Annotated in this window: 23 protein-coding genes; 8 read left to right on the top strand and 15 right to left on the bottom strand. The window is 63.6% G+C overall.

The annotated features are described in order from the left end of the window. Positions 1-66: 66 nt before the first annotated feature. Positions 67-981: a dihydrodipicolinate synthase family protein gene (locus NL532_RS27460; protein WP_023738384.1), complete on the bottom strand. Its 915-nt coding sequence runs from the start codon at positions 979-981 to the stop codon at positions 67-69. Positions 982-1,262: 281 nt separating this feature from the next. Between NL532_RS27460 and NL532_RS27455 the strand changes: the two genes are divergently transcribed. Beyond that, entirely contained in the window at positions 1,263-2,195 is a 933-nt protein-coding gene (locus NL532_RS27455) for a LysR family transcriptional regulator (protein ID WP_023827984.1), read from the top strand. Here NL532_RS27455 and NL532_RS27450 read toward each other — a convergent pair. From NL532_RS27450 to NL532_RS27440, 3 genes are all read right to left on the bottom strand, one after another. After that, on the bottom strand, positions 2,146-2,877 hold the full coding sequence (locus NL532_RS27450; protein ID WP_023753996.1) for an SDR family oxidoreductase: 732 nt from the start codon (positions 2,875-2,877) through the stop codon (positions 2,146-2,148). The two genes, NL532_RS27455 and NL532_RS27450, sit on opposite strands and share 50 nt — an antisense overlap. Positions 2,878-3,040: 163 nt before the next feature. Continuing rightward, entirely contained in the window at positions 3,041-3,649 is a 609-nt protein-coding gene (locus NL532_RS27445; protein ID WP_023667893.1) for an NAD(P)-dependent oxidoreductase, read from the bottom strand. A 52-nt stretch (positions 3,650-3,701) separates the two neighbouring features. After that, positions 3,702-4,337: a DsbA family protein gene (locus tag NL532_RS27440; RefSeq protein WP_023827985.1), complete on the bottom strand. Its 636-nt coding sequence runs from the start codon at positions 4,335-4,337 to the stop codon at positions 3,702-3,704. A 102-nt stretch (positions 4,338-4,439) separates the two neighbouring features. Here NL532_RS27440 and NL532_RS27435 point away from each other — a divergent pair, with 102 nt between their 5' ends. The 3 genes from NL532_RS27435 to frp all read left to right on the top strand — a co-directional run bounded on the left by NL532_RS27435 (position 4,440) and on the right by frp (position 6,146). Then, positions 4,440-5,357, top strand: a complete 918-nt coding sequence (locus tag NL532_RS27435) for a LysR substrate-binding domain-containing protein (RefSeq protein WP_023827986.1) — start codon at positions 4,440-4,442, stop codon at positions 5,355-5,357. Between the two features lie 91 nt (positions 5,358-5,448). Continuing rightward, complete coding sequence (locus NL532_RS27430) at positions 5,449-5,730, top strand: hypothetical protein (RefSeq protein WP_023827987.1); 282 nt, start codon at positions 5,449-5,451, stop codon at positions 5,728-5,730. Positions 5,731-5,813: 83 nt separating this feature from the next. Next, positions 5,814-6,146, top strand: coding sequence for a fluorescence recovery protein (gene frp / locus NL532_RS27425; RefSeq protein ID WP_023699790.1), 333 nt, complete (start codon positions 5,814-5,816; stop codon positions 6,144-6,146). A gap of 77 nt (positions 6,147-6,223) precedes the next feature. Here the strand turns inward: frp and NL532_RS27420 are convergent, their stop codons facing one another. From NL532_RS27420 to NL532_RS27380, 9 genes are all read right to left on the bottom strand, one after another. Continuing rightward, positions 6,224-7,252, bottom strand: a complete 1,029-nt coding sequence (locus tag NL532_RS27420) for an ROK family protein (protein ID WP_023735659.1) — start codon at positions 7,250-7,252, stop codon at positions 6,224-6,226. Continuing rightward, the gene (locus NL532_RS27415; protein ID WP_031202456.1) at positions 7,252-7,977 is read right to left on the bottom strand and encodes a ribulose-phosphate 3-epimerase; all 726 of its coding nucleotides are present in this window, start codon (positions 7,975-7,977) and stop codon (positions 7,252-7,254) included. The genes NL532_RS27420 and NL532_RS27415 overlap by 1 nt, the downstream gene beginning before the upstream one ends. 4 nt (positions 7,978-7,981) lie before the next feature. Continuing rightward, positions 7,982-8,803: a sugar phosphate isomerase/epimerase family protein gene (locus tag NL532_RS27410; protein WP_023740599.1), complete on the bottom strand. Its 822-nt coding sequence runs from the start codon at positions 8,801-8,803 to the stop codon at positions 7,982-7,984. Positions 8,804-8,842: 39 nt separating this feature from the next. Continuing rightward, on the bottom strand, positions 8,843-9,685 hold the full coding sequence (locus NL532_RS27405) for a carbohydrate ABC transporter permease (protein WP_023740600.1): 843 nt from the start codon (positions 9,683-9,685) through the stop codon (positions 8,843-8,845). Positions 9,686-9,689: 4 nt separating this feature from the next. Next, positions 9,690-10,586 (bottom strand): carbohydrate ABC transporter permease, encoded by an 897-nt coding sequence (locus NL532_RS27400; protein ID WP_023682645.1) that lies wholly within the window; start codon positions 10,584-10,586, stop codon positions 9,690-9,692. Positions 10,587-10,726: 140 nt separating this feature from the next. After that, positions 10,727-11,974, bottom strand: coding sequence for an ABC transporter substrate-binding protein (locus NL532_RS27395; protein WP_023740601.1), 1,248 nt, complete (start codon positions 11,972-11,974; stop codon positions 10,727-10,729). 115 nt (positions 11,975-12,089) lie between these two features. Next, the gene (locus NL532_RS27390) at positions 12,090-13,235 is read right to left on the bottom strand and encodes an ABC transporter ATP-binding protein (RefSeq protein WP_023686996.1); all 1,146 of its coding nucleotides are present in this window, start codon (positions 13,233-13,235) and stop codon (positions 12,090-12,092) included. Between the two features lie 84 nt (positions 13,236-13,319). Further along, a complete protein-coding gene (locus NL532_RS27385; RefSeq protein ID WP_023827988.1) occupies positions 13,320-14,273 on the bottom strand; it encodes a PfkB family carbohydrate kinase in 954 nt (317 codons plus the stop codon). A gap of 3 nt (positions 14,274-14,276) precedes the next feature. Continuing rightward, a complete protein-coding gene (locus NL532_RS27380; protein ID WP_023692211.1) occupies positions 14,277-15,077 on the bottom strand; it encodes a beta/alpha barrel domain-containing protein in 801 nt (266 codons plus the stop codon). A gap of 162 nt (positions 15,078-15,239) precedes the next feature. Here NL532_RS27380 and NL532_RS27375 point away from each other — a divergent pair, with 162 nt between their 5' ends. The 3 genes from NL532_RS27375 to NL532_RS27365 all read left to right on the top strand — a co-directional run bounded on the left by NL532_RS27375 (position 15,240) and on the right by NL532_RS27365 (position 18,398). Continuing rightward, positions 15,240-16,001, top strand: coding sequence for a DeoR/GlpR family DNA-binding transcription regulator (locus NL532_RS27375; RefSeq protein WP_023686999.1), 762 nt, complete (start codon positions 15,240-15,242; stop codon positions 15,999-16,001). A gap of 254 nt (positions 16,002-16,255) precedes the next feature. Continuing rightward, on the top strand, positions 16,256-17,404 hold the full coding sequence (locus NL532_RS27370) for a Gfo/Idh/MocA family protein (RefSeq protein ID WP_023827989.1): 1,149 nt from the start codon (positions 16,256-16,258) through the stop codon (positions 17,402-17,404). Between the two features lie 13 nt (positions 17,405-17,417). Further along, positions 17,418-18,398: an alpha/beta hydrolase gene (locus NL532_RS27365; RefSeq protein ID WP_023827990.1), complete on the top strand. Its 981-nt coding sequence runs from the start codon at positions 17,418-17,420 to the stop codon at positions 18,396-18,398. On the opposite strand, the gene NL532_RS27360 is transcribed toward NL532_RS27365, so the two are convergent. Continuing rightward, positions 18,386-19,471 (bottom strand): LacI family DNA-binding transcriptional regulator, encoded by a 1,086-nt coding sequence (locus NL532_RS27360; RefSeq protein ID WP_031196230.1) that lies wholly within the window; start codon positions 19,469-19,471, stop codon positions 18,386-18,388. The genes NL532_RS27365 and NL532_RS27360 overlap by 13 nt on opposite strands. Before the next feature lie 225 nt (positions 19,472-19,696). Between NL532_RS27360 and NL532_RS27355 the strand changes: the two genes are divergently transcribed. Then, entirely contained in the window at positions 19,697-21,082 is a 1,386-nt protein-coding gene (locus NL532_RS27355; RefSeq protein WP_023827991.1) for an FAD-binding oxidoreductase, read from the top strand. Positions 21,083-21,095: 13 nt separating this feature from the next. Here the strand turns inward: NL532_RS27355 and NL532_RS27350 are convergent, their stop codons facing one another. Then, the gene (locus tag NL532_RS27350; RefSeq protein ID WP_023687004.1) at positions 21,096-21,740 is read right to left on the bottom strand and encodes a YjbE family putative metal transport protein; all 645 of its coding nucleotides are present in this window, start codon (positions 21,738-21,740) and stop codon (positions 21,096-21,098) included. Positions 21,741-21,850: the final 110 nt, after the last annotated feature.

Here is a 21,850-nt window from a genome sequence, read left to right as displayed (position 1 = left end):
AGGCGGCAGGCTCGTCACTTTAGGCCGATTGAAAAGATGCGAGCATGTGGGTTGCGCCAACCGCCATCATGCGTGACCTCGGCCAATGTGATCGGCTGCGGGACCGAGCGCAGTGAGCAGCGCCTTGCCGCTTTCCAGCGTCGCATTCTCATGCGGCGCGCGCAGGTTGAGCCAGCGTTTGTCGCCGGAGCGCACCGCCAGCACGGCCTTCATTGCCGGGATCAGGCCTGCATCCTGGATCACCTTGCGGAACGCCCTGATCGCGGCGTCCGCTTCCGTGACGTCTTGGCCAGCGATCGTCGCGTCGTAGAGGGCGCGGATGGCCGCAGCGTTGAGATTGACGGTCGCGGAGATACAGCCCGCAGCACCACTGGCGAGCCCCTTGGTCAGTTGCGCCTCCGAGCTGGGGAACACCGCGACGTCGGGTGCGGCGGCAATCACCGCCGCCGTGTTGTTCCAGTCGCCGGCGCTATCCTTGTAGGCGACGACCGTCTCTGGAAACGCCGCGCTCAACCGGGCGGTCAGGGCAGGGCTTACCGGCACGCCGGAGTTCTGCGGGATGTGGTAGAGGATCATCTTCAGCGCCGGGTTGGCCACCCTTTCGATCAGCTCGCTGTAGTAGCGCGCCTGGCCATCGTCCCCGGCGGCCGTGTAGAAGAACGATGGCAGCACCATCACGGCGGCGCAGCCGAGGCCGACCGCGTGCTTCGACAGTTCGACGGTTTCGGGCAGTGCGGTGACGCCGGTGCCGGGCATCATGCGCCCCGGCGAAATGCCTGATGCAACCAGCCATTCCAGCGCCTGCATGCGCTCGTCGAGCGAGAGCGACAGCGCCTCGCCCGTGGTGCCGAACGGCGACAGGAAATGCGCGCCCTGGCCCAGCGCCCATTTGGCGTGTGAGATCCAAAGGTCACGGGCAATGCGGCCATCGTTCTCGAACGGCGTCAGGATCGGGGCGATGGTTCCTTGCGGGCGGGGCATGTCGGTCCTTCCATCGGTGCTGGAAATCAGCTTGGCATAGAGCATACGTACGATGCGATCTGCCAGAGGCGATCTCTTGGGCCACCGCGCCGGCCGCGGGAAAACTTGCGGGTCATTGCCGCGAAATTCTGGCCCTTCGGTCTGCCGCAACCAGATGACGCCGGCGTCAATGGGTTGCAAATGGACCGGGGTTGCAAATGGACCGGGGTTGCAAATGGAACAGGGTTGCAAATGGACCAGCCAAGCCCGAAATGTCGAACAGAGACAGATCCGGAAACGGCATGCACCCACGATTGCTCAAGACCTTCCTCGCCGTGGCGCGGCACCGCAACATCACCCGCGCAGCGCGGGAGGTTCATCTGGCGCAGTCGAGCGTCAGCGACCAGATCCAGTCGCTGGAAAGCGAACTTGGTGTCGTCCTCTTCATCCGCTCGCGCCACGGCCTCGACCTGACAACGGCCGGCGACGCGCTGAAACCCTATGCGGAAGAGATTCTGCAACTGGCGGAGGAGGCGCGTATTGCCGTCGAGGCAACGACGGGAATGACCGCCGGAACGGTTACGGTCGGCGCGCTGGAGACGATTGCGACCGTCAGACTTCCGCAATGGCTGGCGGCCTTTCGAGGCGACCACCCGGAGATCGGTCTGCGGCTGAAAATTGCCGGCAGCGATGCCCTGCTGCGGCAGCTCGAAGAGAGCGAGATCGACGTCGCCTTCTGTTTCGACAAGGGCGGTCTGGACGAACGTCTGGCCCGGCGCACGATATCGGCCGAGCCGCTGGTCCTTGTCGCATCAGCTGAGCATGCGGCCGCATCGCGACAGAACGACCTAACCGCGCTCGCCGCGATGAGTTTCGTGGTGACGGAAACCGGATGCGTCTACCGGCATCTGTTCGACACTGCCTTTGCCGAGATTGCAGCGCCAGAACTTGCCGCCGAAGCGGGCAGCATCGGCGCCATTGCGGGCTTGGTGGCGACTGGTGTCGGCATGGGCCTGGTGCCGCGGCTGGCCGTTGCCGACGCGCTCGATCGCGGCGAGATCGTCGAATTGCCGTGGCCGGGGTCGGCCCGCACGGCGTCGCTGGTCATGGTCTGGCGCCGCCGGCGGGTCCAGCCGCCGGCGCTGAAACTGCTGCTGGCGGCCGCGGCCAGGAATTTCGCTGCGCTCAGATCAGCCGATGACCGCCCTCGACATGCAGAACCGTCCCTGTCGTAAAACCGTTGCCCATCAGAAAGGCGATGGCATCGGCAATGTCGTCCGGCTGTCCGACGCGGCCGACCGGCAGGCGCCTGGCCATTGCATCGAGCGTCTCGTCCTTCTTGTCGCCGGCCACAAAACTCCAGATCGGCGTGTCGACCCAGCCCGGCGAGACGGCGTTGACACGGACCGGCGCCAGCTCGACCGCCAGCGCCCGCACCAACCCTTCCAGCGCAGCGTTGACAGCGGCAACGACCGAGCCGCGCGCCGCCGGCCGGTAGGCGGCAATGCCTGAGGTGAAGGTGATGGAGCCGTTGGCCGAAAGCTGCGGCGCGCCATGCTTGGCGAGCAGCAGCGGCCCGTAGAATTTGCTTTCGACGACCCGCTGCGCCGCCTTCAGGTCGACTGAAGGCAATAGCTCATAGGCGCCTTCGATGTCGGCGGCGGTGCTGACAATATGGTCGAGCCGGCCAATTCGCTTGAACAGGTCAGCGACCTGATCCTCCCTGGCGATATCGGCCGCGACGGCGCTCAAAGCGGAAGGGTTCTGCAGCGCCTCGCCGGCACGCTTGAGCCTGGCTTCACTGCGGCTGACGATGATGACTTCGGCGCCTGAGTCCAGGCACCGCCTTGCCAACGCCAGCCCCATTCCGGAGCTGCCGCCAATGATAGCGATTTTCGATTTTGCGATGTCTGCCATGTTTCCGTTCCTGTCCTGAACCGCTCCGGCGAGAGTCGCAGACCGGCGGCAGGAGTGGAAACGGAAGAAAGCGATAGTGCCATCGGAGGCTCCGATGGCACTATCGTCGATAGGAACCGACGCGGGCCGCTCCGTCGAGTGCCCGCCTGTCAATGAAGTGCGCTCAGTAGCCGACCGTAAAGCGCTGCTTGATATGCGCCGGCTTTTCGATCTCGTCAGCCATGACGATGGCGTAGTCCTCGAAGGAAATGCTGCTGCCCTTGTCGGACGTCAGCAGCGTGTCCTTGCCGATGCGGTATTTGCCGGTCCGCTCGCCGGCGACGAACAGCGCCGAAGGCGACAGCAAGGTCCAGTCGAGATCGTCGACCGTCCGCAGCGTGTCGAGGAAGTCGGCGCCCTTCTGCGCCTCGGCCTTGTAGATATCAGGGAAGGTCGGCGTGTCGACCAGGCGCTTGCCGGGCGCAACCTCAAGGCTGCCGGCGCCGCCGACGACGAGGTAGCGTTTGACGCCGGAAGCACGCACGGCTGCGATGAGCGTATCGGGATCGCTGTCGAGGAAATGAACCGAGGAGATCACCGCGTCATGACCCTTGATCAGGGCGGCTAGGCCATCCTTGTCGAAGACGTCGCCCTTCTTGGCAGTCACGCCCGGAAGTGCCGCGATCTTGTCTGGATGCCGGGCAATGGCGGTGATGCTGTGCCCGCGATCGGAGAGTTCCTTAAGCAGGCGGGAGCCGACCTGGCCGGACGCGCCGATAAGTGCGATTTTCATGGGGATTTTCCTTTCGTCTGGGGAGAATTTCATCTGGGGAGAATTTCTGGGATTACGCCGCCTCGATGTGAGCGACGAGATTGTCGTAGCTGCCGAACAGCGCGTTGGCGCCGATCAGGCGCGGCGCCGTTTGGCCGATCACCGCCAGCGCGGGAACGCCATTGGCATGCAGCCGTTGGAACAACATCCGCCCGCGGCTGACCAGGTCGTGATGCTTCGCCAGAAACGGCTGCGTCGGCGCTTTCAAGAGCTTTGCCGCGTCGCTCATGCCGGCGTCGGTCAGTACCGCGGCGACGCCGTCAACCGTCACAATATCGCGGCCGTCGACATAGCGCGCATGCTGGATCGCCTTCAGTGCCGCAAGTTCCTGGCGCCAGTCGTCCAGCCCGGCGGCGTTGATGCCCATGGTGGCAGCGGAAGAATCGAGCAAGGTGCCGCTGACATTGAGCACATTGTCGAGATAGGCCTGGCTGAAGCGCTGTCCGCTCAGCCGCGCGATGCGCTGGTCATTGTCCCAGGCGTGGGCGGCAAAACCTGTATCCAGCGGCCGCGCGCCGGCACCGGAGAAAAGCCCCACCGGCAGCAGTTCGAGCGCGGTCCCGGCGGCCAGTCGATCCAGCATCGGCGTGGCGCCATAGCACCAACCGCAGAGCGGGTCGAAAAGATAGGTTAGGGTTGCATTGGTCATGGCGGCCTCATTCTGTTGCCCGATAGATGACAGCTGGACCGCTTGCGAAAAATAGCGATCAATCATACAAACTGTCTGATAAAATCAGACAATGGGCGGCCTATGACCGAACTCCTCAATCTCAATCGGCTCGTCTACTTCGCCACCGTGGTGGAGACCGGCTCGTTCACGGCCGCTGCCGACCGTCTCGGTGTTGCCAAGGCTGTGGTCAGCCATCAGGTCGGCAAGCTCGAAGAAGAGCTTGGCGCTACGCTGTTGCGGCGCACGACCCGGCGCGTGACGGCGACCGAAGAGGGTCGTCTGTTCTATGACCGGACCGCGATCATCCTGCGCGAGGCGGAGGCAGCCTATGGCGACATTTCGCAGCGAGCGGCGCAGCCGACGGGGACGCTGCGGCTGACGGCGCCGCTCGATTATGGCGAGAAGGTCGTGGCGCCGACCATCGCCGCCTACATCAGAAAATACCCGAAAATGCGGGTCGAGACGATCTTCGACGATGCGGTCAGCAACCTGGTCGACGAGCAGATCGATCTTGGCATCCGCGTCGGCTGGCTTGCCGGTTCCAGCAATCTGGCGCGGCGGCTGGGCAGCCTGCAGCAATTCGTCGTCGCCAGCCCGGAACTGGCCGCCAGGCTGCCTGGGGAAGCCAGCCCCAGGCAGGCGAAGTCGCTGCCCTGGGTCGGCAACGCCCAGTTGCGCGGGGTCGGCCAATGGCTGTTCTCGAGGGGCACGGAAACGGTGCTGGCCGAACTCAACCCCGTCGTCAGCTGCGACAAGACACCAGGCGTGCTGTCCTGCGTGCTGGCCGGCATCGGCCTCGGCATATTTCCGGATTACAGTGTCGCCGACGACATTGCGCGCGGCCGGCTGGTGCGGGTGTTCGCGGATTGGACCTTGCCGTCCGGGGGCATCCACGCCGTCTTCCCGCCGGCGCGCTTCAGGCCGGCCAAGGTGCGCGCCTTCGTCGACTTGCTGGTTGCGGAGGAAAGGCGGCGGGCGCGCAGTGCCGTTACAGGCTGATTTCGGCGCTGGCTATGGTAATCAGGGAACCTTTGTTCAGCCCACGCTTTTGGATATGCTGCGATTCCGAACCGTCAGAAGGGTATTGCCGATGACCATCAAGATCCTCGCGACCTCCGCCCTTGTTCTCGCGCTTGGCTGCAGCCTGTCTACCGCAGCGCTCGCCAAGGAGAAGAAGCACCGCCATCGCCAGCCGGAACCGGAGCAACGCTACGTTCCCGCCCATCGCGACCTCTTCTATGCCCTGTTCGGCGGCCCGCGCTACTATGATAAGAGGCTGGTCACCACGGCTGCCGGCCCCTGCTCCTACGACAGGGTCGGGCCGGACGCGAATGCGCTGAACAAGGTCAACGATCACCATTGCGGGAAGTAGAACGGCCCCAAAGGCGGGGCTGTCCTGCGCCTGTCGCGGGTTCTACCGGATGCCGGCCACCGCGAACTCGATAGAGATAGCCGATGACCGTCGAAAAATGGTCTCCGTCCGAAAAGAAAGTCGCCCGCACTGCCTATGACGCAGCGCTGAAGGTGGCGCTCGACAAGACGTTGGCTGAACTCAAGAGCAGGGCCCACGTTGCGGCAACGCCTTCCGAAATATGGGATGTCGAAGACTTTCTGCGGCAGCAGCGACGGAAGATCGACCAGATGTTCGACTATCGCTATTCACAGCTAATACAGGTCTTCGCCAATCTCATCCGGCAAGGCTATCTCGAGGAGAATCTCCTTGTTGGCTTGTCGGAAGACAAGCGGCAAACGATCCGAAAATACGCCAGCTGGAATCGCGAAGGGTAGGGGTCCTCTTCGGGGACCTTGGCGCTGCATTCAAACTGGACCATTCACCATCTTCGCGCGCGCCGCGCAGCTCGAGTTCAGCCATGGCGTGCCTCCGTGGCATCGGCTGTCGCGCCTCTGTCCTTGTCGTCCTGCGCCATCGCCAGCGGCGCACCCGGTTCGCCTTCCCACAGGATCAGGCTGGCGGCGCCGATCAGCCCGGCCCGGTCGCCGAGTTCAGCCTGCACGATCGGCACGTCGCGATAGGCCGGCATCGCCCGCTGCTGGATGACCGCTCTGATTGACGGTGCCAGAAGGTCGAACCCGTTGGAAAGGCCGCCTCCCATGACAATCAGATCGGGCGAATAGAGATGAAGCAGGTTGGTGAAGCCGATGCCCAGCCATTGTGCTTCCGCCTCGATCAGGTCGAGAGCGTTGGCGTCGCCGGCCTTGGCAGCCTCTACGACATGCCTGGCCGAGACGTCGCCGTCATTTGACAGCCGTCGTAAGAGCGAGCCGTCGCCCGGCGCGGTCAGTCGCGTGGCGCGGCGGCCGAGCGCGGTTCCGGAGGCAACGGCCTCGAAGCAGCCGATGGCGCCGCAAAAGCAGCGGTCGCCTTCACCGGTGATGGTCATGTGGCCGATCTCGGCCGCCAGTCCGCGCCTGCCGTGATAGATGTGGCCATCGGCGACGACGCCGCCGCCAATGCCGGTGGACACAGTCACGAACACCAGCGATCCGCTGCCACGTCCGGCGCCAAAACGCCATTCGCCGAGCGCCGCCGCATTGGCGTCGTTTTCCAGCCGCACCGGCAGCCCGAAATGCCGCCCCAGAATGTCGATCAGCGGCACGTCGTGCCAGCCGGCCAGCGTTGGCGGCGCAATGACGATCCCCGCCTTGGGGTCGAGTGGCCCCGGCGCACCGACGCCGATGCCGGCGACGTTTGCCTGCGGGTGTTCCCTAAGCAGCGTGCCTGCCAGAGCGACGATCTGGCCGATCACCGCCTCCGATCCCGCACCGGCAAGCGTCGGCGCCGAAGCATGAGCGACGATACGGCCATCGCTCTCGACCAGCGCACCGCGCAGCGCCGTGCCACCGAGATCGAAGGCGAGCGCAAGCTTGGTCATCAGGCGGCGACCTCCAGCCCGTGCAGCCAGGCCATGCGCCGGGCAAGGTCGGGATCGCCGAAGGCCAGCGAGCCCAGCACCACGGTCTCCGCACCTGCGGCGCGCAGCAGCGGCACGGTCTCGTGGCGGATGCCGCCATCGGCGGCAAGCACGATGTCGGCCTCGCGGCCGGCTTTGCGCATCAGCGCGCGCGCCTCGATCAGGCGCGGACACGCCTGCTCCGACAGGCTCTGGCCCTTGACGCCGATGGAGGTGCCGAGCAGCGTCACGAACGCCACTTCCGCCAGGAAGGGCGTGACGGCCGCGACCGGTGTTTCCAGCCGCAGTACCACGCCGGCCTCGGCCCCGAGTTCATGCGCCAGTTTCACGGCGCGCAGGCCGGTCTCGCCGTTTTCGGCGTGCACGCTGATCAGGTCGGCGCCGGCCTCGATGAACTGGCGCGTCTGTTCTTCGACGATCTCGGCTTCGACCATCAAATGGACATGGATCGGCTTCGCGGTGAGCTTGGCGATGCGCGCCACCAGGTCCGGGAAGAACAGGAAGCCAGGGGTGAAGCGGGCGTCGGCGACGTCGATATGATGGACATCGGCATGGGTCTCGATGCGCTTCAAATCGTGCTCCATATTGGCGAGGTCGGCCGACCACAGCGAGAACTCGCCGATCAGCCGGTTGCGCGGCAGGGCAGCGATCGCGGCGGGGCCGGACAGGGGCTTGTTCGTCGTCATCGTCTTAGGCTCCGTAGCCGCGCATTGTCTGGCGGTTGGTTTTGACGGCGCCGGCAGGGTCGGCGGCGGCCGTTTCGGACTCTTCCTCCAGCACCAGCCAGCCGTTGAAATTGGGTGCAGCACCAGCGATCTCGATCACCTTCGCCGTGTCACAGACGCCCTTGCCGAGCATCGCCCAGGTTCCATTCGCGTCGACATCCTTCAGATGCACATAGCGGATGCGGTCGCGATAAGTGGTGAGCGTATCCGCCATGTCCTGGCCACCGCGCAAGATGTGGCCGGTGTCGGGCACCCAGCCCACCAGCGAGGCGTCGAGCAGCCCGAAGATGCGGTCGTAGTTGGCGCGGTCGAACAGCAGCGTGTTGTGATGCGAGCTTGGATGCACCGCGACCTGGACGCCGGCCTCGCGCCCGAGCTCGCCGGCTTTGTTGTAGACCTCGGCGGCGATGGCAAACTTGTCGTCGCGCGGCCCGTCGGAAACGATCGTGGCCGAGCCCATCGACACCAGCGCGCCGGGAAAGGCGGCGGCGAAGTCGATCCAGCGTTTGGCGGTCTCCAGGTCGGCGCCGATCTCATCCCTGAGCGTGAAACCGCTCTTGGAGCCGAAGGCGAAGGAGACGAGCGTCAGCCCGGATGACTTCAGCGCGGCGGCGAACTCCGCTGGCTTGGCGGCATAGCGGCCGATCATCGTGTCGGTGATCTCGATCCCGGCATAGCCGCCATCGGCGATCGCCTTGAGCAGATCGTCCGGGCCGCCGGCGAAACGGTCGCCGAGCATTTCCCAGGTAAAGGTCTGGCAACCGACTTCCAGGTCTTTCACGGTCATCCTTTCATTCCTTGATTCCACCTCCGTTGGAGGGACATCCTACTTGACCGACCCTGCGGTCATGCCGGCGAGGAAGAACCTCTGGGCAACCAGGTAGATGACCAGGAGCGGCAGCGAGCCGAGCACGCTCATCGCCATCATCTGGTTCCATTCGAAGGCGTGTTGCCCCATCAACAACTGGATGCCGATCGGGACGGTGCGCATGGACGTCGACTTCGTCAGTGTCAGCGCAAAGAGAAATTCGTTCCAGCACAACAGGAAGGTGTAGACCGACGTCGCCACGATACCAGGCAGTGAAATCGGCACGATCACCCGCCACAGTGCGGTCCAACTGGTGCCGCCGTCGACAGCCACCGCTTCATCGAGGTCGTGGGGCAAGGTGTTCAGATATCCCGTCATCAGCAGGATCGCATAGGGCAGCGTAAACACCAGATAGGTCAGGATCAGCGCGACATAGGTGTCGAAGATGCCATACGAGACGACAAGCCCGAAGAAGGGGATCAAAAGCGTGATCGGCGGGATCGTCTGCGTGCTGATGATGAGAGTGTTGAGGCTGCCCTTGCCGCGGAAATTGAAACGGCTGAACCCATAGGCCGCCAGCAAGGCGATCAGCACCGTCAGCACGGTCACCGCTCCGGCCACGAAGTAGCTGTTGAAGAAGAAGCGCAGCTTTACCGGGTCGCCCAGGATGGCCGCATACGCTTCCAGCGTGAAGGCCTTCGGCAGGACGGTTGGTGGCAGGGCGAAGATTTCGGTGTTCGACTTGAACGAGCTGCTCAGCATCCAGTAGATCGGGAAGGCCGCGAAAAAGAGCCCTGCGGCAAGCGCGACATGGAGCGCGGCGGTGATCAGCCTGTCTTTCGGCGTGTGCATTTTCCTCATGTGACTACCGAGCCTTTTGATAGCGGATGTAGAACAGCGTCAGGCCGAGAGAGATCAGCAGGATGACCACGGCGCTCGCCGAGGCCTGCGACAGGTTGTAGCTCGAAAACGCCAGCTTGTACGTGTAGGTGCTGAGGACCTCGGTCGAGTAGATCGGACCGCCACCCGTCGTTATCCAGATCAATGGAAAGACCTGCATGGTCCAGATGAAGTCGAGCAGCGAGATGCTGATGATGATCGGCATCAGCTGCGGTATGGTGATGAAGATCAGCTTCTGGTAGGCCTTCGCGCCGTCGATATCGGCGGCCTCGTAGAAATCCTTGGGAATGCCCTGCAAGCCTGCGAGCAGGCTGACCATGAAAAGCGGGTAGCCCGCCCAGATATTGGCGAAGGTGACGGCGTGCAGCGCGGTCGCGGGCGAGGAAAACCACTCGACCTTGGAACCGATGATGCCCATCTGCATTAGAACACTGTTCACGACACCATTCGGCTCAAGCAGAAGGCGCCAGATCACCGCGATAATCACCGCGGTGAACAGCCAGGGCAGTATGTACAGCACGCGCAGGATGTTGCGCAGCGTCGGATTGATGCGGTCGCTGTTCAGCATGAGTGCGAAGAGCATGCCGATGGTCATATGGAAGACGACACTCATGCAGGTGAAGTAGAGCGTGTGCCACAGCGAGGCCCAGAACACCGGATCGGCAAAGATCGCCTGGTAGTGTTTCAGTCCGGCAAAGGACGGGTCGCGACGCAGCACCGCGCTGTTCTGGAACGAATAGCCAATCACCGTCACCATCGGCAGCAGCATCAGAAGGCCGATTATGAGGAGCGATGGTGACAGATAGAGATAGGGTGCGACCGCTCGTTTCAGTCGATGGTGGGAGCGCTTCTGCCCGGTCATGTGCGACCTCTGGGATGTGCCTTCAGGAGGAAGGTGCGCTTCAAAAACAGGTCCATCTCAAATTGCCGATCCGTTGTTGACGGGTGGCCTGGCCGAGGCCGGGCCACCCGGTGGAAGATAGCAAACGGGCAATGGGCCGCTCAGAATTTCGCCGTCCAGCCCTTTTGAGCGTTGGTTGCGGCTTGTTCCGGAGACTGCTCGCCGGCAAGCATCTTCTGAGCCTCCACGTCGAACTGGGTCATCAGGTCTTCAGCCACCGGCAGGCCCGTGAACTCGTTGGCGAGATAGCCGGTCTTGAAGATTTCGAAAGCCTTGGCGAAAGCCTTGTCCGAGGTCACGAAATCGGGCTTGGCGTTGACGTTGCCCGGGAAGGCGTTTGCAAGCGACACGAGCTTGGCATTCACCTTCTCGCTCATCAGATATTGGACGAGCTTCCAGGCTTCATCCTGATGTTTCGAGGCGGCAGAGATGCCGATGCCCCAGGAGGCATAGGGAAGGCCGCGCTTGCCGCTGTAGTCCGCCACGACCGGGACCGGGATGAGGTCGAAGTTCAGCTTGGGATTGCGTTTGCGGATGAGATTCACATGGGCGAGCGAGTCGATCATCATTCCGACCCGATCGTTGACGAATTCCTCGACCTTCTCCTGCTCGGTCTTGGTGGCAATGCCGGGCGAGATGACGCCGGCGTCGTTCAGCGATTTGACGAAAGTGAGCATATCGACGACCGGCTTGCCCTCGAGAGCCGGCTTGCCTTCAGCCATCATCGATTGACCCGAGGCCCAGACCCACGACATCAGGTCGTTCTGGACACCGGACGGCGTTTGCAGCGACAGGGGCAGCACCCAGCCATACTGGTTCTTGTCGGCATGGGTCATCTTCTTGGCGGCTTCGAGAAACTCCGCGCGGGTCGACGGCAGCTTGGTGACGCCTGCCTGGGCGGCGAGGTCCAGATTGACGAAGACCGGATAGACGAACGAAGCCACGGGAAACATCACCGCCTTGCCGTCCACCTTGATGATATCCGCGACCTGGGTCTTGTCGAACCCGCTCGCATCCATCATCGGGTTCATGTCGGCCAGCGCACCCTGCGCGTTCAGATTGTTCACCCAGGCGCCGTCGAGACCGACGACGTCGCTGAGCGTTCCGGTTGCGGCGCCGACCGAGATCTGGTCTCGCGTGGTCGCATAGGGACCGCTGACCAGCGTCACCTTGATGCCGGGGTTTGCAGCCTCGAAGTCGTTCATGATTGCCCTGAGCGATCCCGCCGGCAATTCGGGCTCCCACCATTGGGTGAATTCCAGCGTCGTGTCCGCCATGGCGCCGGTTGCACCAAGCAACCATGCGGCCGCGGCTATTTTCAGCATCGCGGGTCGTATCCGAAACATCATTTTCTCCTCCTTCTTCAAGGTCGGCCGCACAATGCGGACGATCGTCTGTTCATTCAGAAGCCTTCTTGTATCTTCCGCAGGCACCTCGCTCCCGCCCGCGGTCTTCCGCAGATCTTCAGATCGCCAGATGCGTTTCGGGATCGAAGAAATGGAACTTGGCATCATCCACGGCCAACCGGATTTCCGAGCCGGAGCGGACGGCGCTGATCGGCTCGAACCTCGCCACCGCGTTCGACGCCAGGCCGAAATCGTCCACCGCATCCGGATCGCCGGAGTCCACCCGGACCGCGTCGATGTTCATGTGGACGATCTGTTCGGAGCCGAGTTCCTCGATCGAGGTCACCCTGGCCGGTATCGTCTGATACTTGCGACCGGATTCAAGGCTGCTGTCATAAAGATCCTCCGGTCTGATCCCGAACACGACCTTGCGCCCCGCATACGACCTCAAGGCCGGCCTGCGCACGAAGGCTGCATCCTGCAGCCGGACGGCGAAGTCGCGAAAAGCGAGCTCGCCGCCCTTCAGGGTCGCCTCGAAAAGGTTCATCGAAGGAGAGCCGATGAAGCCGGCAACGAAGGCGTTAACCGGCGATTCATAGAGCCTCTTGGGTGTGTCGACCTGCTGCAGCACACCGCCTTTCAACACCGCGACTCTGTCGCCCATCGTCATCGCTTCGATCTGATCGTGGGTCACGTAAATGGTCGTGACGCCGAGCTGCTTTTGCAGGCTGGTGATTTCGGCGCGCATTTGCACACGCAGTTTCGCATCCAGATTGGAAAGCGGCTCGTCCATGAGAAAGGCGGCCGGCTCGCGCACCATGGCGCGGCCCATGGCAACCCGTTGACGCTGCCCGCCTGACAGGTTCGCGGGTTTGCTGTCCAGCAAAGACGTCAGCTGAAGAGTTTTGGCGATCTCGTCCACGCGCTTCTTGCGCTCGGCCTTCGGCTTGCCTGCCAGCCGCATCGAAAAGGCGATGTTTTCGGATACCGTCATATGCGGGTAGAGCGCGTAGCTCTGGAACACCATCGCGATGTCGCGGTCCTTGGGCGGCATGTCGACGACGTCGACCCCGCCGATCCGAAGGCTGCCGCTGGTGATGTCTTCCAACCCCGCGATCATTCGCAACGCCGTGGATTTGCCGCAGCCGGAAGGCCCGACGAGGATCAAGAACTCGCCGTCCTTGACCGACAGGTTCAACTGGTCGATTGCGCGAAAACTGTTCCCGTAGGTTTTGCAGATCTTCTCAAGAATGACTTCTGCCATATTCCTCCCTCCACAAGTATAAGCCCTGATTTTTATGATTCTCCTGGGCTTGTGTTCGCCTGCGAAATGTTTCGTCGGATCGTTTCAGGTCATGCTCCAGCATCCACATGCGCATTTCAGGTCGACTGCTGACGGCGCGTTCGCCGATGCCAGGAGTTGCGTGACCTGCTCCTCGGTCGGAAGCGCCTCGCGCCCGCCACGCCCCGTTATCGAAACGGCCGCCGCCGCGGCCGCGAATGCGATCCGGCCCGCGGTGTCGGCTCCGCGCGTCAACGCATGGGCATAGGCGCCATGAAAGCAGTCACCCGCGCCTGTGGAGTCGACGACCGCAACCCGGTGCGGGGGCAGGTGCCAGAGACCTGTCTCTTCACGGCCGCGATAGTACACACCCCTGCCGCCATCGGTCAGAACCACCGCGGACCGCGACGGCAACCACAAGGCATCGAGCATCTCGGCAGGCGATCGGCGCCCCGTGGCAGTCCGTGCAAAGCTAAGTGGAAGAATGAGATGGTCGCAGAGCGCGATCAGCCGCTCCGTGGCGGGGCCGCTGCTCCATTCGATATCGCCGAGGATCGCAAGGCCGAGATCGCGAGCCCGAGCCACGACATCCAGAGACCCGGTCGCATAGCTATCTACGATCAGGACGGTTGCGCGGCTGAGGATATCGTCCGGAAAGTCCGGAGCGGTGCCCAGCATCGCATCGTCGTCATACGCGATGAACCTTTCCCCGTCCGAGCCGACGGTGATCCGCGAGTGCACCGGGCGCGCGTCGGGATGGCGCGGCGCGAATGCGGTTTCAATACCGCTCGCCACGAGATCGAGCTGCACCGCGTTGTCCGCGGCACTGGCCAGCCATCCGACGAACCCGGCGGTTCCGCCGAGCCGCGCGACGGCGGCCAGCGCCGTCGCGACATTTCCCCCGAAGGCGCGGGTACTTTGCAGAACCTTACCCTTGCCCGCCGACAATGGCTGATCGACGTAGACGATGTCGTCGATCGCAATAGCGCCGAAGCCGAGGATTGAGGGGATGGTGGGCATCGTTCAGGCGCCCGCCTTCGCCAGGGCGTCTTGCGCCGAAAGGCCGTCATGGATGACGCCGCGAAAGGCAAGCGCTGCCTTCTCCGGATCGCCGTGCCCCCAGAGATTGCGGCCGACCACGGCGCCGCGCGCGCCGGCACGGATGGCGTCCGCCGTCTGCTGAAGCGCGCCGAGCAGCGTATCGGTCTTTGGACCGCCCGCGATGACAACCGGCACCGGGCAGGTCCGGACGGTCTCCCGGAACGACTCGAAATCGCCGGTGTAGCCGATTTTGATCACGTCGACGCCGGACTCGTAACCGATGCGCGCCGCATAGGCGATCTCGTCGGGCGTGAAGACGATCTTTGCCCCGTCGGTGAAATCGCGAGGGTAGATATGCGCCACCACAGGCATGCCGTAGCGGGCCGCCGCATTCACCGAATCGGTCAGCCAGCGTATGTATTTGCCCTCCGTCGCGCCGCGCACCGGAATGGCCACGGCCAACGCATCGGCCCCCGCGCGCACCGCGTCCTCGGGCGTTGCGATCAACTCGCTGATGCGATCGTCCGCAGTGAAGCAGCCCGCCTGAATCACCAGGGAAGCTTTGCCCGCATATTGCGGCCACAGATGGCGCGCGGTGCCAGGCTGGATGCTGACGTAGTCGGGTTTGCCCGCCATGACGCGTGCGAGCGCACCCGGCAGGTCGGCAAGGCCGCCTTTGCGCACGTCGCCATAGCCGACGAAGTGGTCGACCGCGCCGCCAAAAAGGTTCCCCGATGGATGCGAGAAGAGGCGCGCGAGGCGCACCTTGGTTCCTAGGCTCATGAGTCCAAAATTCCCTGATCGGTTGATTTAAAAATGCTCGATCCAGTGTTTCCGAAAGAAAAAAGAAAAACAATCTTTCGAAAGCTTTCGAATCTGCATATTTCCGGTAAGGTGAGCCGAGGCCGGCGCGATTGCTCGGCGCAGGCAGGCAAGGGCAGGGCAATGTTGTCGGAGCAGAGACGCCAATCGATCCTGGGCGAGGTGCAACGCAGCGGACAGGTTCGCATCAAGGACCTGTCGGACGGGTTTGGCGTGTCGGAGGTCACGGTGCGCTCCGACCTCGAAATACTGGACCGCAAGGGACTGCTGACCAAGACCCGTGGAGGAGCGGTGACCCGGACCACCGATTCGACGACGGCCGCGTTCGCGCGGCGGATGCAAACGAACCTCGACGCAAAGAAGCGCATCGCCCGGGCGGCGCTCGACCTTTTCGAGGACAACCAGTCGATCATCTTCGACGGTGGCTCGACCTTGATGCAGCTTGCCATGCAGTTACCGCCGCTCAGCAATGTCGTGGTCGCGGCCACGGCCATGAATATCGTGCAGCATCTTATGCATCGTCCCGGGCTCGACGTTCATATGATCGGCGGCCGGGTCTATCCCGACACGGTGAGCACGCTGATCACCGATGCCGATACGGCTCTCGGCGGCCTGGTAGCGCATCAGGTCTTTGTTGGAGCGCATGCGATAGACTCGTCACTGGATGTGGTCGACGTGAACGAAGACATGGCGCGAACGAAGCGAAACCTCGTTCGCATGGCCCGGCGCGTTGTCCTGCTCGCCGATTCGAGCAAATGGGGCGTCAGCGGGACGTCCAAGGCATTTTCGCTGTCGGCCGTCGATGTGGTGATCACCGACGATGGCCTGCCCGGTCCAATACGCAGCGAGCTTGATAGGATCGGGGCCAAGGTGATCTATGCCTGAACCCATCCCGGTCTCTGATGCGCGACGGAAAGCGCGCATGAGCCACGGGCTTCGCAGCGGCCGTCGGCCGTTTTTCATGCCGGTCATGTTCTCCTCCTCACGCTGGCGGCCTCCCAGTGCACGCCAGAATTCTCATAAGCTCTATAAAAATTTTACGCGCGTCAACATTTAAAGTCCTGTATAGCGGATTGCGGGGGGTCGTGGGAACTGCAACGGTTGCGCAGCATGCCCTTGGCTTCGGAGGAAAGCTGGAAATGCACGGAAAATCAGAGACAAAGCTCGGCATCGGTGTCATCGGCTGCGGCAACATCTCGATGACCTATCTGCGCAATGCAGCGCTCTTTGGTGGTGTCGAGCTACGCGCCTGCGCCGACATTTCCGCTGACATGGCCGAGCTGCGCGCCAGGGAATACGGCATCCGCGCCCTCGGCGTTGACGCGCTGCTGGCCGACCCCAATATCGACCTCGTGCTGAACCTGACAATCCCCGCGGCGCATTTCGATATTTCGTTCTCGGCGCTTTCGGCGGGCAAGCACGTCTTCACCGAAAAGCCGTTGGCAACCTCCGCCGCCGACGGCCGCCGGCTTGTCGCCGAGGCCGCGAAGCGCGGCCTGCTGATCGGCTCGGCGCCGGACACATTCCTGGGTGCAGCCGGCCGCCGCGCGCGCCGGCTGATGGATGACGGCGCCATCGGCAAGCCGGTGACCGGCACCGCTTTCATGATGGGACGGGGCATGGAGCACTGGCATCCCAATCCGCAATTCTATTATCAGCCCGGCGGCGGTCCGGTGTTCGACATGGGTCCCTATTACCTGACCGTGCTGGTCAATCTGCTCGGGCCGGTCGAGCGCGTCATGGCGATGGCGACGCGCGGCCAGGAGGAGAGGCTGATCACGGCCGACGGGCCGTTCAAGAACACGACGTTCAAGGTCGGCACGCCGACCAACATAATATCGCTGCTCGAATTCCGCTCGGGCGCCACCGTCACCTTCGGCGCCTCATGGGATGTTTTCAAACACTCCAACCATCCCATTGAACTGCACGGCACCGAAGGCTCGCTCAGGCTACCCGATCCCGACACGTTCGGCGGCACGGTCTCGCTGTCGGAACGTGGCGCCGACTGGGCCGATTTCGCCAGCGAGAGCGAATTGTATGGCGCCCGCAACTGGCCCTATGTGGCGCCCGACCGCGCCAATTACCGCATGCTCGGCGTCGCCGATCTGGCGCGCGCGCTGGCCACGGGCAGAAAGCCGCGCGCCTCCGGTGAGCTGGCGCTGCAGGTGCTGGAGATCATGGAGGCGATCCTGGCTTCCGGCGAAAGCCGCGGCTCGGTTGCCGTCAACGGCACGGTCGACCAGCCGCCGCTGCTTGGCGAAGACGAAGCGGCAACCCTGCTTGCCTGACGGGAGATTCGCCGTGACATCGCCACCGTCCCCGTCGACTCTCGATCCGGAGGCCCGGCATGTGCTCGAGCTCGGCAGCCAGGCCGGCGCGCCGCCGTTCGAAACGGGAACGCCAGAACAGGCGCGCCGTGCCTATAATGAAGGCTTCCCAAACCTGCAAGGCGAGCGTGAACCGGTCGCAGCACTCAGCGAGCGCATCATCTCCGGATTCGGCGATCCGCTGAGGCTCAGGATCTATCGCGGGCAGGGCGCGCCTTCGGCAGGCGCTCCGGCGCTGCTCTATCTCCATGGCGGCGGCTGGGTGATCGGCAATCTCGACTCGCATGACGAGATCTGCCGCTGGTTCGCCAACGAGGCAGGCGCTGTCGTCGTTTCCGTCGACTACCGGCTGGCGCCGGAACACAAATTCCCGGCGGCGATAGAGGATTGCCGAGCGGCACTTGCCTTCATGCAAAGCGCCGCGGACGAACTCGGCATCGACGCTGCCCGCATCGCGGTTGCCGGCGACAGCGCCGGCGGCAATCTCGCCACGGTGCTCGGCCTGCTCACGCGGGGGGACAAAAATCCGCCGGCAGCGCAGCTGCTGTTTTATCCCAACACCGATGCCGGGCAGACGACGGACAGCTATCGCCGCTTCGCCATAGGCTTTGGCCTGACCGCCTCGACCATGGCCTGGTTCCGCGACCATTATATCCGCAATGCCGCCGACATCGGCGACTGGCGTACCTCACCGCTGAAGGCGGAAAGCCTCGCCGGTGCGCCGCCCACCTTCATCGCCATCGCCGGTCGCGACATCCTCGCCGACGAAGGCGAGGCCTATGCCAGGCGTCTGCAGCAGGCCGGCGTGCCGGTCGTGCTGGAACACTGGCCCGGTCAGATCCACGGCTTCGTCTCGATGGGCCGTCACGGCCCGGCAGCGAGACAGGCGGTTGCCGCCGCCATTGCCGCTTGGCGAAGCTTCGATCCTGCCTTTGGAAAGGCTCAAGCGGACTGACGCATCACCAGGGCGGCGTCGAGGCTGACCTTCGGCGCGACGTTTGCCCTATCCTCGTTGAGCAGAGCGAGCAGTGTCTCGACGCTGCGCCCCGCCATGGCGGCAAAATCCTGCGCGATGGTGGTCAGTGCGGGGCAGGTGTAGCGGCTCAGCGGATGGTCGTCATGGGCGGCGATACGCAGGTCGCAATCGGCCTTGCGGCCGATCTTCAGCCCTTTCGCGAAGGCTGCCGCCATCACGCCGAAGGCCAGGCGGTCATTCGCACACAGTATGGTCTTGCCGGGTAGACCCCCGGTCTTGCCGGGCAGACCCCCGGTCTTGCCGGGCAGACCTCTGGTCTTGCCCGGCAGGCCGCTGGCCCCGAGCATCTGTTCCATCTGCTCGTAGCCGATGCGCTCGAAATCCCATGTGTAGTCTCGGGTGTTGCCGATAACCACCGGCTCCTGGCCAAGCTGACGCATCGCGGCGACGTAACTGTTCAGGCGCTCCGGCGAATTGTGATTGACATGCGGGATGTCGAAATAGATCGGGGCGTCGCCGGAGCGGCAGAGATAGTCGACGATGGTCGAGACGCTCTGGGCATTGTTGTTGCCGACAAAGGGCGTGCCGCCTTCGAGATAGGTATCGAAATAGACGACCGGCATTGTCTGAGTCAGCTTCTCCAGCGTGCGCCGGTCCGAGCGCAAGCCGAGCGGCGCGATCAGCGCGCCCGAAACTTTCAGCGACAGGATGGTACGTGTCGCCTCCATTTCGAGCTCGGTTGAGCCATGCGAGGAGATGACGATCGGCCAGTAGCCCTCGTCGCGCAGCCTGAGCTCGATGCGGCTGACCATTTCGGAATAGAAGGGATCGGTGACCGTCGGTACGACAATGCCGATGGCGCGGGTGCGCTTGCGGTTGAGGTTGCGGGCAAACAGATTGGGCTGGTAGTCGGACGACCGCAACGCCTCTTCGATGCGCTTGCGCGTTGCCGGCTTGACGCTGGTCGGATCGTCGAAATATTTCGACAGCGTCGGCCTGGAGACGCCGCAGGAGCGGGCGAAATCCTCCATCGTCTTGTGCGTCATTGGCATTCAATCCTCGTCTGGCACGCGCCAGAACCTCGGTCATCCCTTGACGCTGCCCACGGTCCTGCAGCCGGCGCGTCCGCCACGCAACGGCAGACGAAATTTACAGGAAACGTCAGTGGGTTCAACGCGCAATGACAGATTATACCGTGCGTAAATTTGTTCAATTGACGCGAAAATTGTCGCGCATCAAAGTCTCGGTCACAAAGAGCGCTGAAAAGTCCAGGCACCATGACACAACAGATCGATCGGCTTCTTTCCCAGCTATATCGTCGGCTCGATGCCGCCGCGATTGTGATCTGCGATGCTATCGATCCGCGCTATGGCGACGACCTCTCCGGCAAGGGCGGCGGCCAGCCCGAACTGGTCTTGCGTCCGCGCAACGCCGCCGACGTCGCCGAAATCCTGCGCCTATGCAGTGGTATCGGCCAGAAGCTGGTCGTCCATGGCGGCCGCACCGGGCTGGCCGGCGGCGCGCGCGTGCAGCCGGGCGAAGCGGTGCTGTCGCTGGAGCGCATGACCGCGGTCGAAGCGCCCGACCGCGCCGCGGCAACCATCATCGCACAGGCCGGCGCGCCGCTGCAAATGGTGCAGGAAGCGGCCGATGCAGCCGGCCTGATGTTCGGCGTCGACATCGGCGCGCGCGGCACGGCGACGGTCGGCGGCAACATCGCCACGAATGCCGGCGGCATTCGCGTGCTGCGCTACGGCATGTACCGCGCCCAGGTTCTGGGGCTGGAGGCCGTGCTTGCCGACGGCTCGATCCTGACTTCGTTGCGTGGCCTGGCCAAGGACAATTCGGGATACGATCTCAACCAGCTTTTCATTGGCAGCGAAGGCACGCTGGGCGTGGTTACTCGCGCCTGCCTGCGGCTGCATCCCAAGCCCGCCACCGAGGTTGCCGCATTCTGCGCGCTTGGCTCGCTGGGGGCGGCCATTGCGCTGCTCGACCTGCTCAAGCAGCGGCTCGGTCCCTTGCTGTCAGCCTATGAGGTGAATTTCTCGCCGCTCTACGGCTCCATGATTGCCGGCATGGCGGCGCCGGCGCCGCTGCCGGCCGGCGCGCCGGTTTACGTGCTGGCCGAGATCCAGGGCAACCAGGCCGAGCTGGACGGCGAGCGTTTCGCTTCGGTGCTGATGCAGGCGGTCGAAGACGGCATCGTCGCCGACGTGGTCGTCTCGCAGTCGCCGCGCGAATTCCGTGCGCTATGGGATGTGCGCGAAGAGGCCAACCGCTTCCTGTTTGCGATCGAGGGCATGATCGGCGTCGACATCAGCATCCCGTTGGCGACCATGGCGGATTTCCTGCGCAACGCCGAAGCCGCGATCCACGCCGTCGACAGCCGCGCCGAGATCTACGTCTTCGGCCATCTCGGCGACGGCAATCTGCACTATCAGGTCGACACCACGGAACCGGCGGCCGCCTATGAGATTATCTATCGCGGCGTGGCGGCATGCGGTGGCGCCGTCTCGGCCGAGCACGGCATCGGCCTCGACAAGAAGAAATGGCTGAACCTCGTGCGCAGCGACGCCGAACTATCAGCCATGCGCCGGCTGAAGGTGGCGTTCGATCCGCACAACATTCTCAACCCAGGGCGGATTTTCGATATCATTTGATCGCCAGGAGGATCTAGCTTGCAACTGGCGAGAGCAGCGCGTGGAAGCCGACCGTTCTCATCTGCTCGACGCCGTCCAGAGTCATATTTCCCGCGACATAGACGATGATTGCCAGACCGAGCCAGCCGATCCAGCGATACCTGGCAAGCAGCGCCGCCACCAGCGTCGAGGCGACCGCCATCAGAACCACCGACAGGATGAGACCGAACACCAGCGCATTCATGTCGTGGGCGGCGGCGCCCGCCACGGCCAGCACATTGTCCAGCGACATCGAGACATCGGCGACGACGATCTGCAGGATCGCGGTGCGCAGCGCCTTGGCCGGCCGCGCCGTCGCAAGTGCTGCGGCTTCATTGTCGACGTCCTCGCCGTCGCCGGCCGAGCGCAACTCCTGGAACATGTTCCAGCACACCCAGAACAAAAGCATGCCGCCGACCAGCATGATCCCAGGAATTTCCAGCAGCTGCACCGCGATCACGGCAAAGACGATGCGGATCACCGCCGCCGCGGCAATGCCGGCGATGATCGCCTTCTGCCGCAACGCCTTGGCGAGGCCTGCGGCCGCCATGCCGATCACCACGACATTGTCGCCAGAGAGCACAAGGTTGATGGTGATGACTTCCAGATAGGCGGCGACAGTCGTCTGGTCGAAACTCATAAAGCGGTCTCCCCGGAAGGCTCCGGCTGGTTGCGGGCGCATCGGACCGATGTCTGCGCAAACGCGAAGACAGCTGATTTGAGTGCAGCCCGGTATTGAAACAAGACGCC

It is taken from the genome of Mesorhizobium sp. C120A, assembly GCF_030323105.1.
Lineage (GTDB): Bacteria > Pseudomonadota > Alphaproteobacteria > Rhizobiales > Rhizobiaceae > Mesorhizobium.
This window is presented reverse-complemented; position numbering and strand designations above follow the sequence as displayed.

Bases quoted from the DNA above. Each gene is read 5' to 3' on its own strand.
- NL532_RS27450 (WP_023753996.1), bottom strand. From the start codon at position 2,877: ATGGCAGACATCGCAAAATCGAAAATCGCTATCATTGGCGGCAGCTCC.
- NL532_RS27455 (WP_023827984.1), top strand. From the start codon at position 1,263: ATGCACCCACGATTGCTCAAGACCTTCCTCGCCGTGGCGCGGCACCGC.
- NL532_RS27380 (WP_023692211.1), bottom strand. From the start codon at position 15,077: ATGAGCCTAGGAACCAAGGTGCGCCTCGCGCGCCTCTTCTCGCATCCA.
- frp (WP_023699790.1), top strand. From the start codon at position 5,814: ATGACCGTCGAAAAATGGTCTCCGTCCGAAAAGAAAGTCGCCCGCACT.
- NL532_RS27370 (WP_023827989.1), top strand. From the start codon at position 16,256: ATGCACGGAAAATCAGAGACAAAGCTCGGCATCGGTGTCATCGGCTGC.
- NL532_RS27430 (WP_023827987.1), top strand. From the start codon at position 5,449: ATGACCATCAAGATCCTCGCGACCTCCGCCCTTGTTCTCGCGCTTGGC.
- NL532_RS27435 (WP_023827986.1), top strand. From the start codon at position 4,440: ATGACCGAACTCCTCAATCTCAATCGGCTCGTCTACTTCGCCACCGTG.
- NL532_RS27400 (WP_023682645.1), bottom strand. From the start codon at position 10,586: ATGACCGGGCAGAAGCGCTCCCACCATCGACTGAAACGAGCGGTCGCA.
- NL532_RS27445 (WP_023667893.1), bottom strand. From the start codon at position 3,649: ATGAAAATCGCACTTATCGGCGCGTCCGGCCAGGTCGGCTCCCGCCTG.
- NL532_RS27390 (WP_023686996.1), bottom strand. From the start codon at position 13,235: ATGGCAGAAGTCATTCTTGAGAAGATCTGCAAAACCTACGGGAACAGT.
- NL532_RS27395 (WP_023740601.1), bottom strand. From the start codon at position 11,974: ATGATGTTTCGGATACGACCCGCGATGCTGAAAATAGCCGCGGCCGCA.
- NL532_RS27460 (WP_023738384.1), bottom strand. From the start codon at position 981: ATGCCCCGCCCGCAAGGAACCATCGCCCCGATCCTGACGCCGTTCGAG.
- NL532_RS27420 (WP_023735659.1), bottom strand. From the start codon at position 7,252: ATGACCAAGCTTGCGCTCGCCTTCGATCTCGGTGGCACGGCGCTGCGC.
- NL532_RS27355 (WP_023827991.1), top strand. From the start codon at position 19,697: ATGACACAACAGATCGATCGGCTTCTTTCCCAGCTATATCGTCGGCTC.
- NL532_RS27415 (WP_031202456.1), bottom strand. From the start codon at position 7,977: ATGACGACGAACAAGCCCCTGTCCGGCCCCGCCGCGATCGCTGCCCTG.
- NL532_RS27375 (WP_023686999.1), top strand. From the start codon at position 15,240: ATGTTGTCGGAGCAGAGACGCCAATCGATCCTGGGCGAGGTGCAACGC.
- NL532_RS27405 (WP_023740600.1), bottom strand. From the start codon at position 9,685: ATGAGGAAAATGCACACGCCGAAAGACAGGCTGATCACCGCCGCGCTC.
- NL532_RS27410 (WP_023740599.1), bottom strand. From the start codon at position 8,803: ATGACCGTGAAAGACCTGGAAGTCGGTTGCCAGACCTTTACCTGGGAA.
- NL532_RS27385 (WP_023827988.1), bottom strand. From the start codon at position 14,273: ATGCCCACCATCCCCTCAATCCTCGGCTTCGGCGCTATTGCGATCGAC.
- NL532_RS27350 (WP_023687004.1), bottom strand. From the start codon at position 21,740: ATGAGTTTCGACCAGACGACTGTCGCCGCCTATCTGGAAGTCATCACC.
- NL532_RS27360 (WP_031196230.1), bottom strand. From the start codon at position 19,471: ATGCCAATGACGCACAAGACGATGGAGGATTTCGCCCGCTCCTGCGGC.
- NL532_RS27440 (WP_023827985.1), bottom strand. From the start codon at position 4,337: ATGACCAATGCAACCCTAACCTATCTTTTCGACCCGCTCTGCGGTTGG.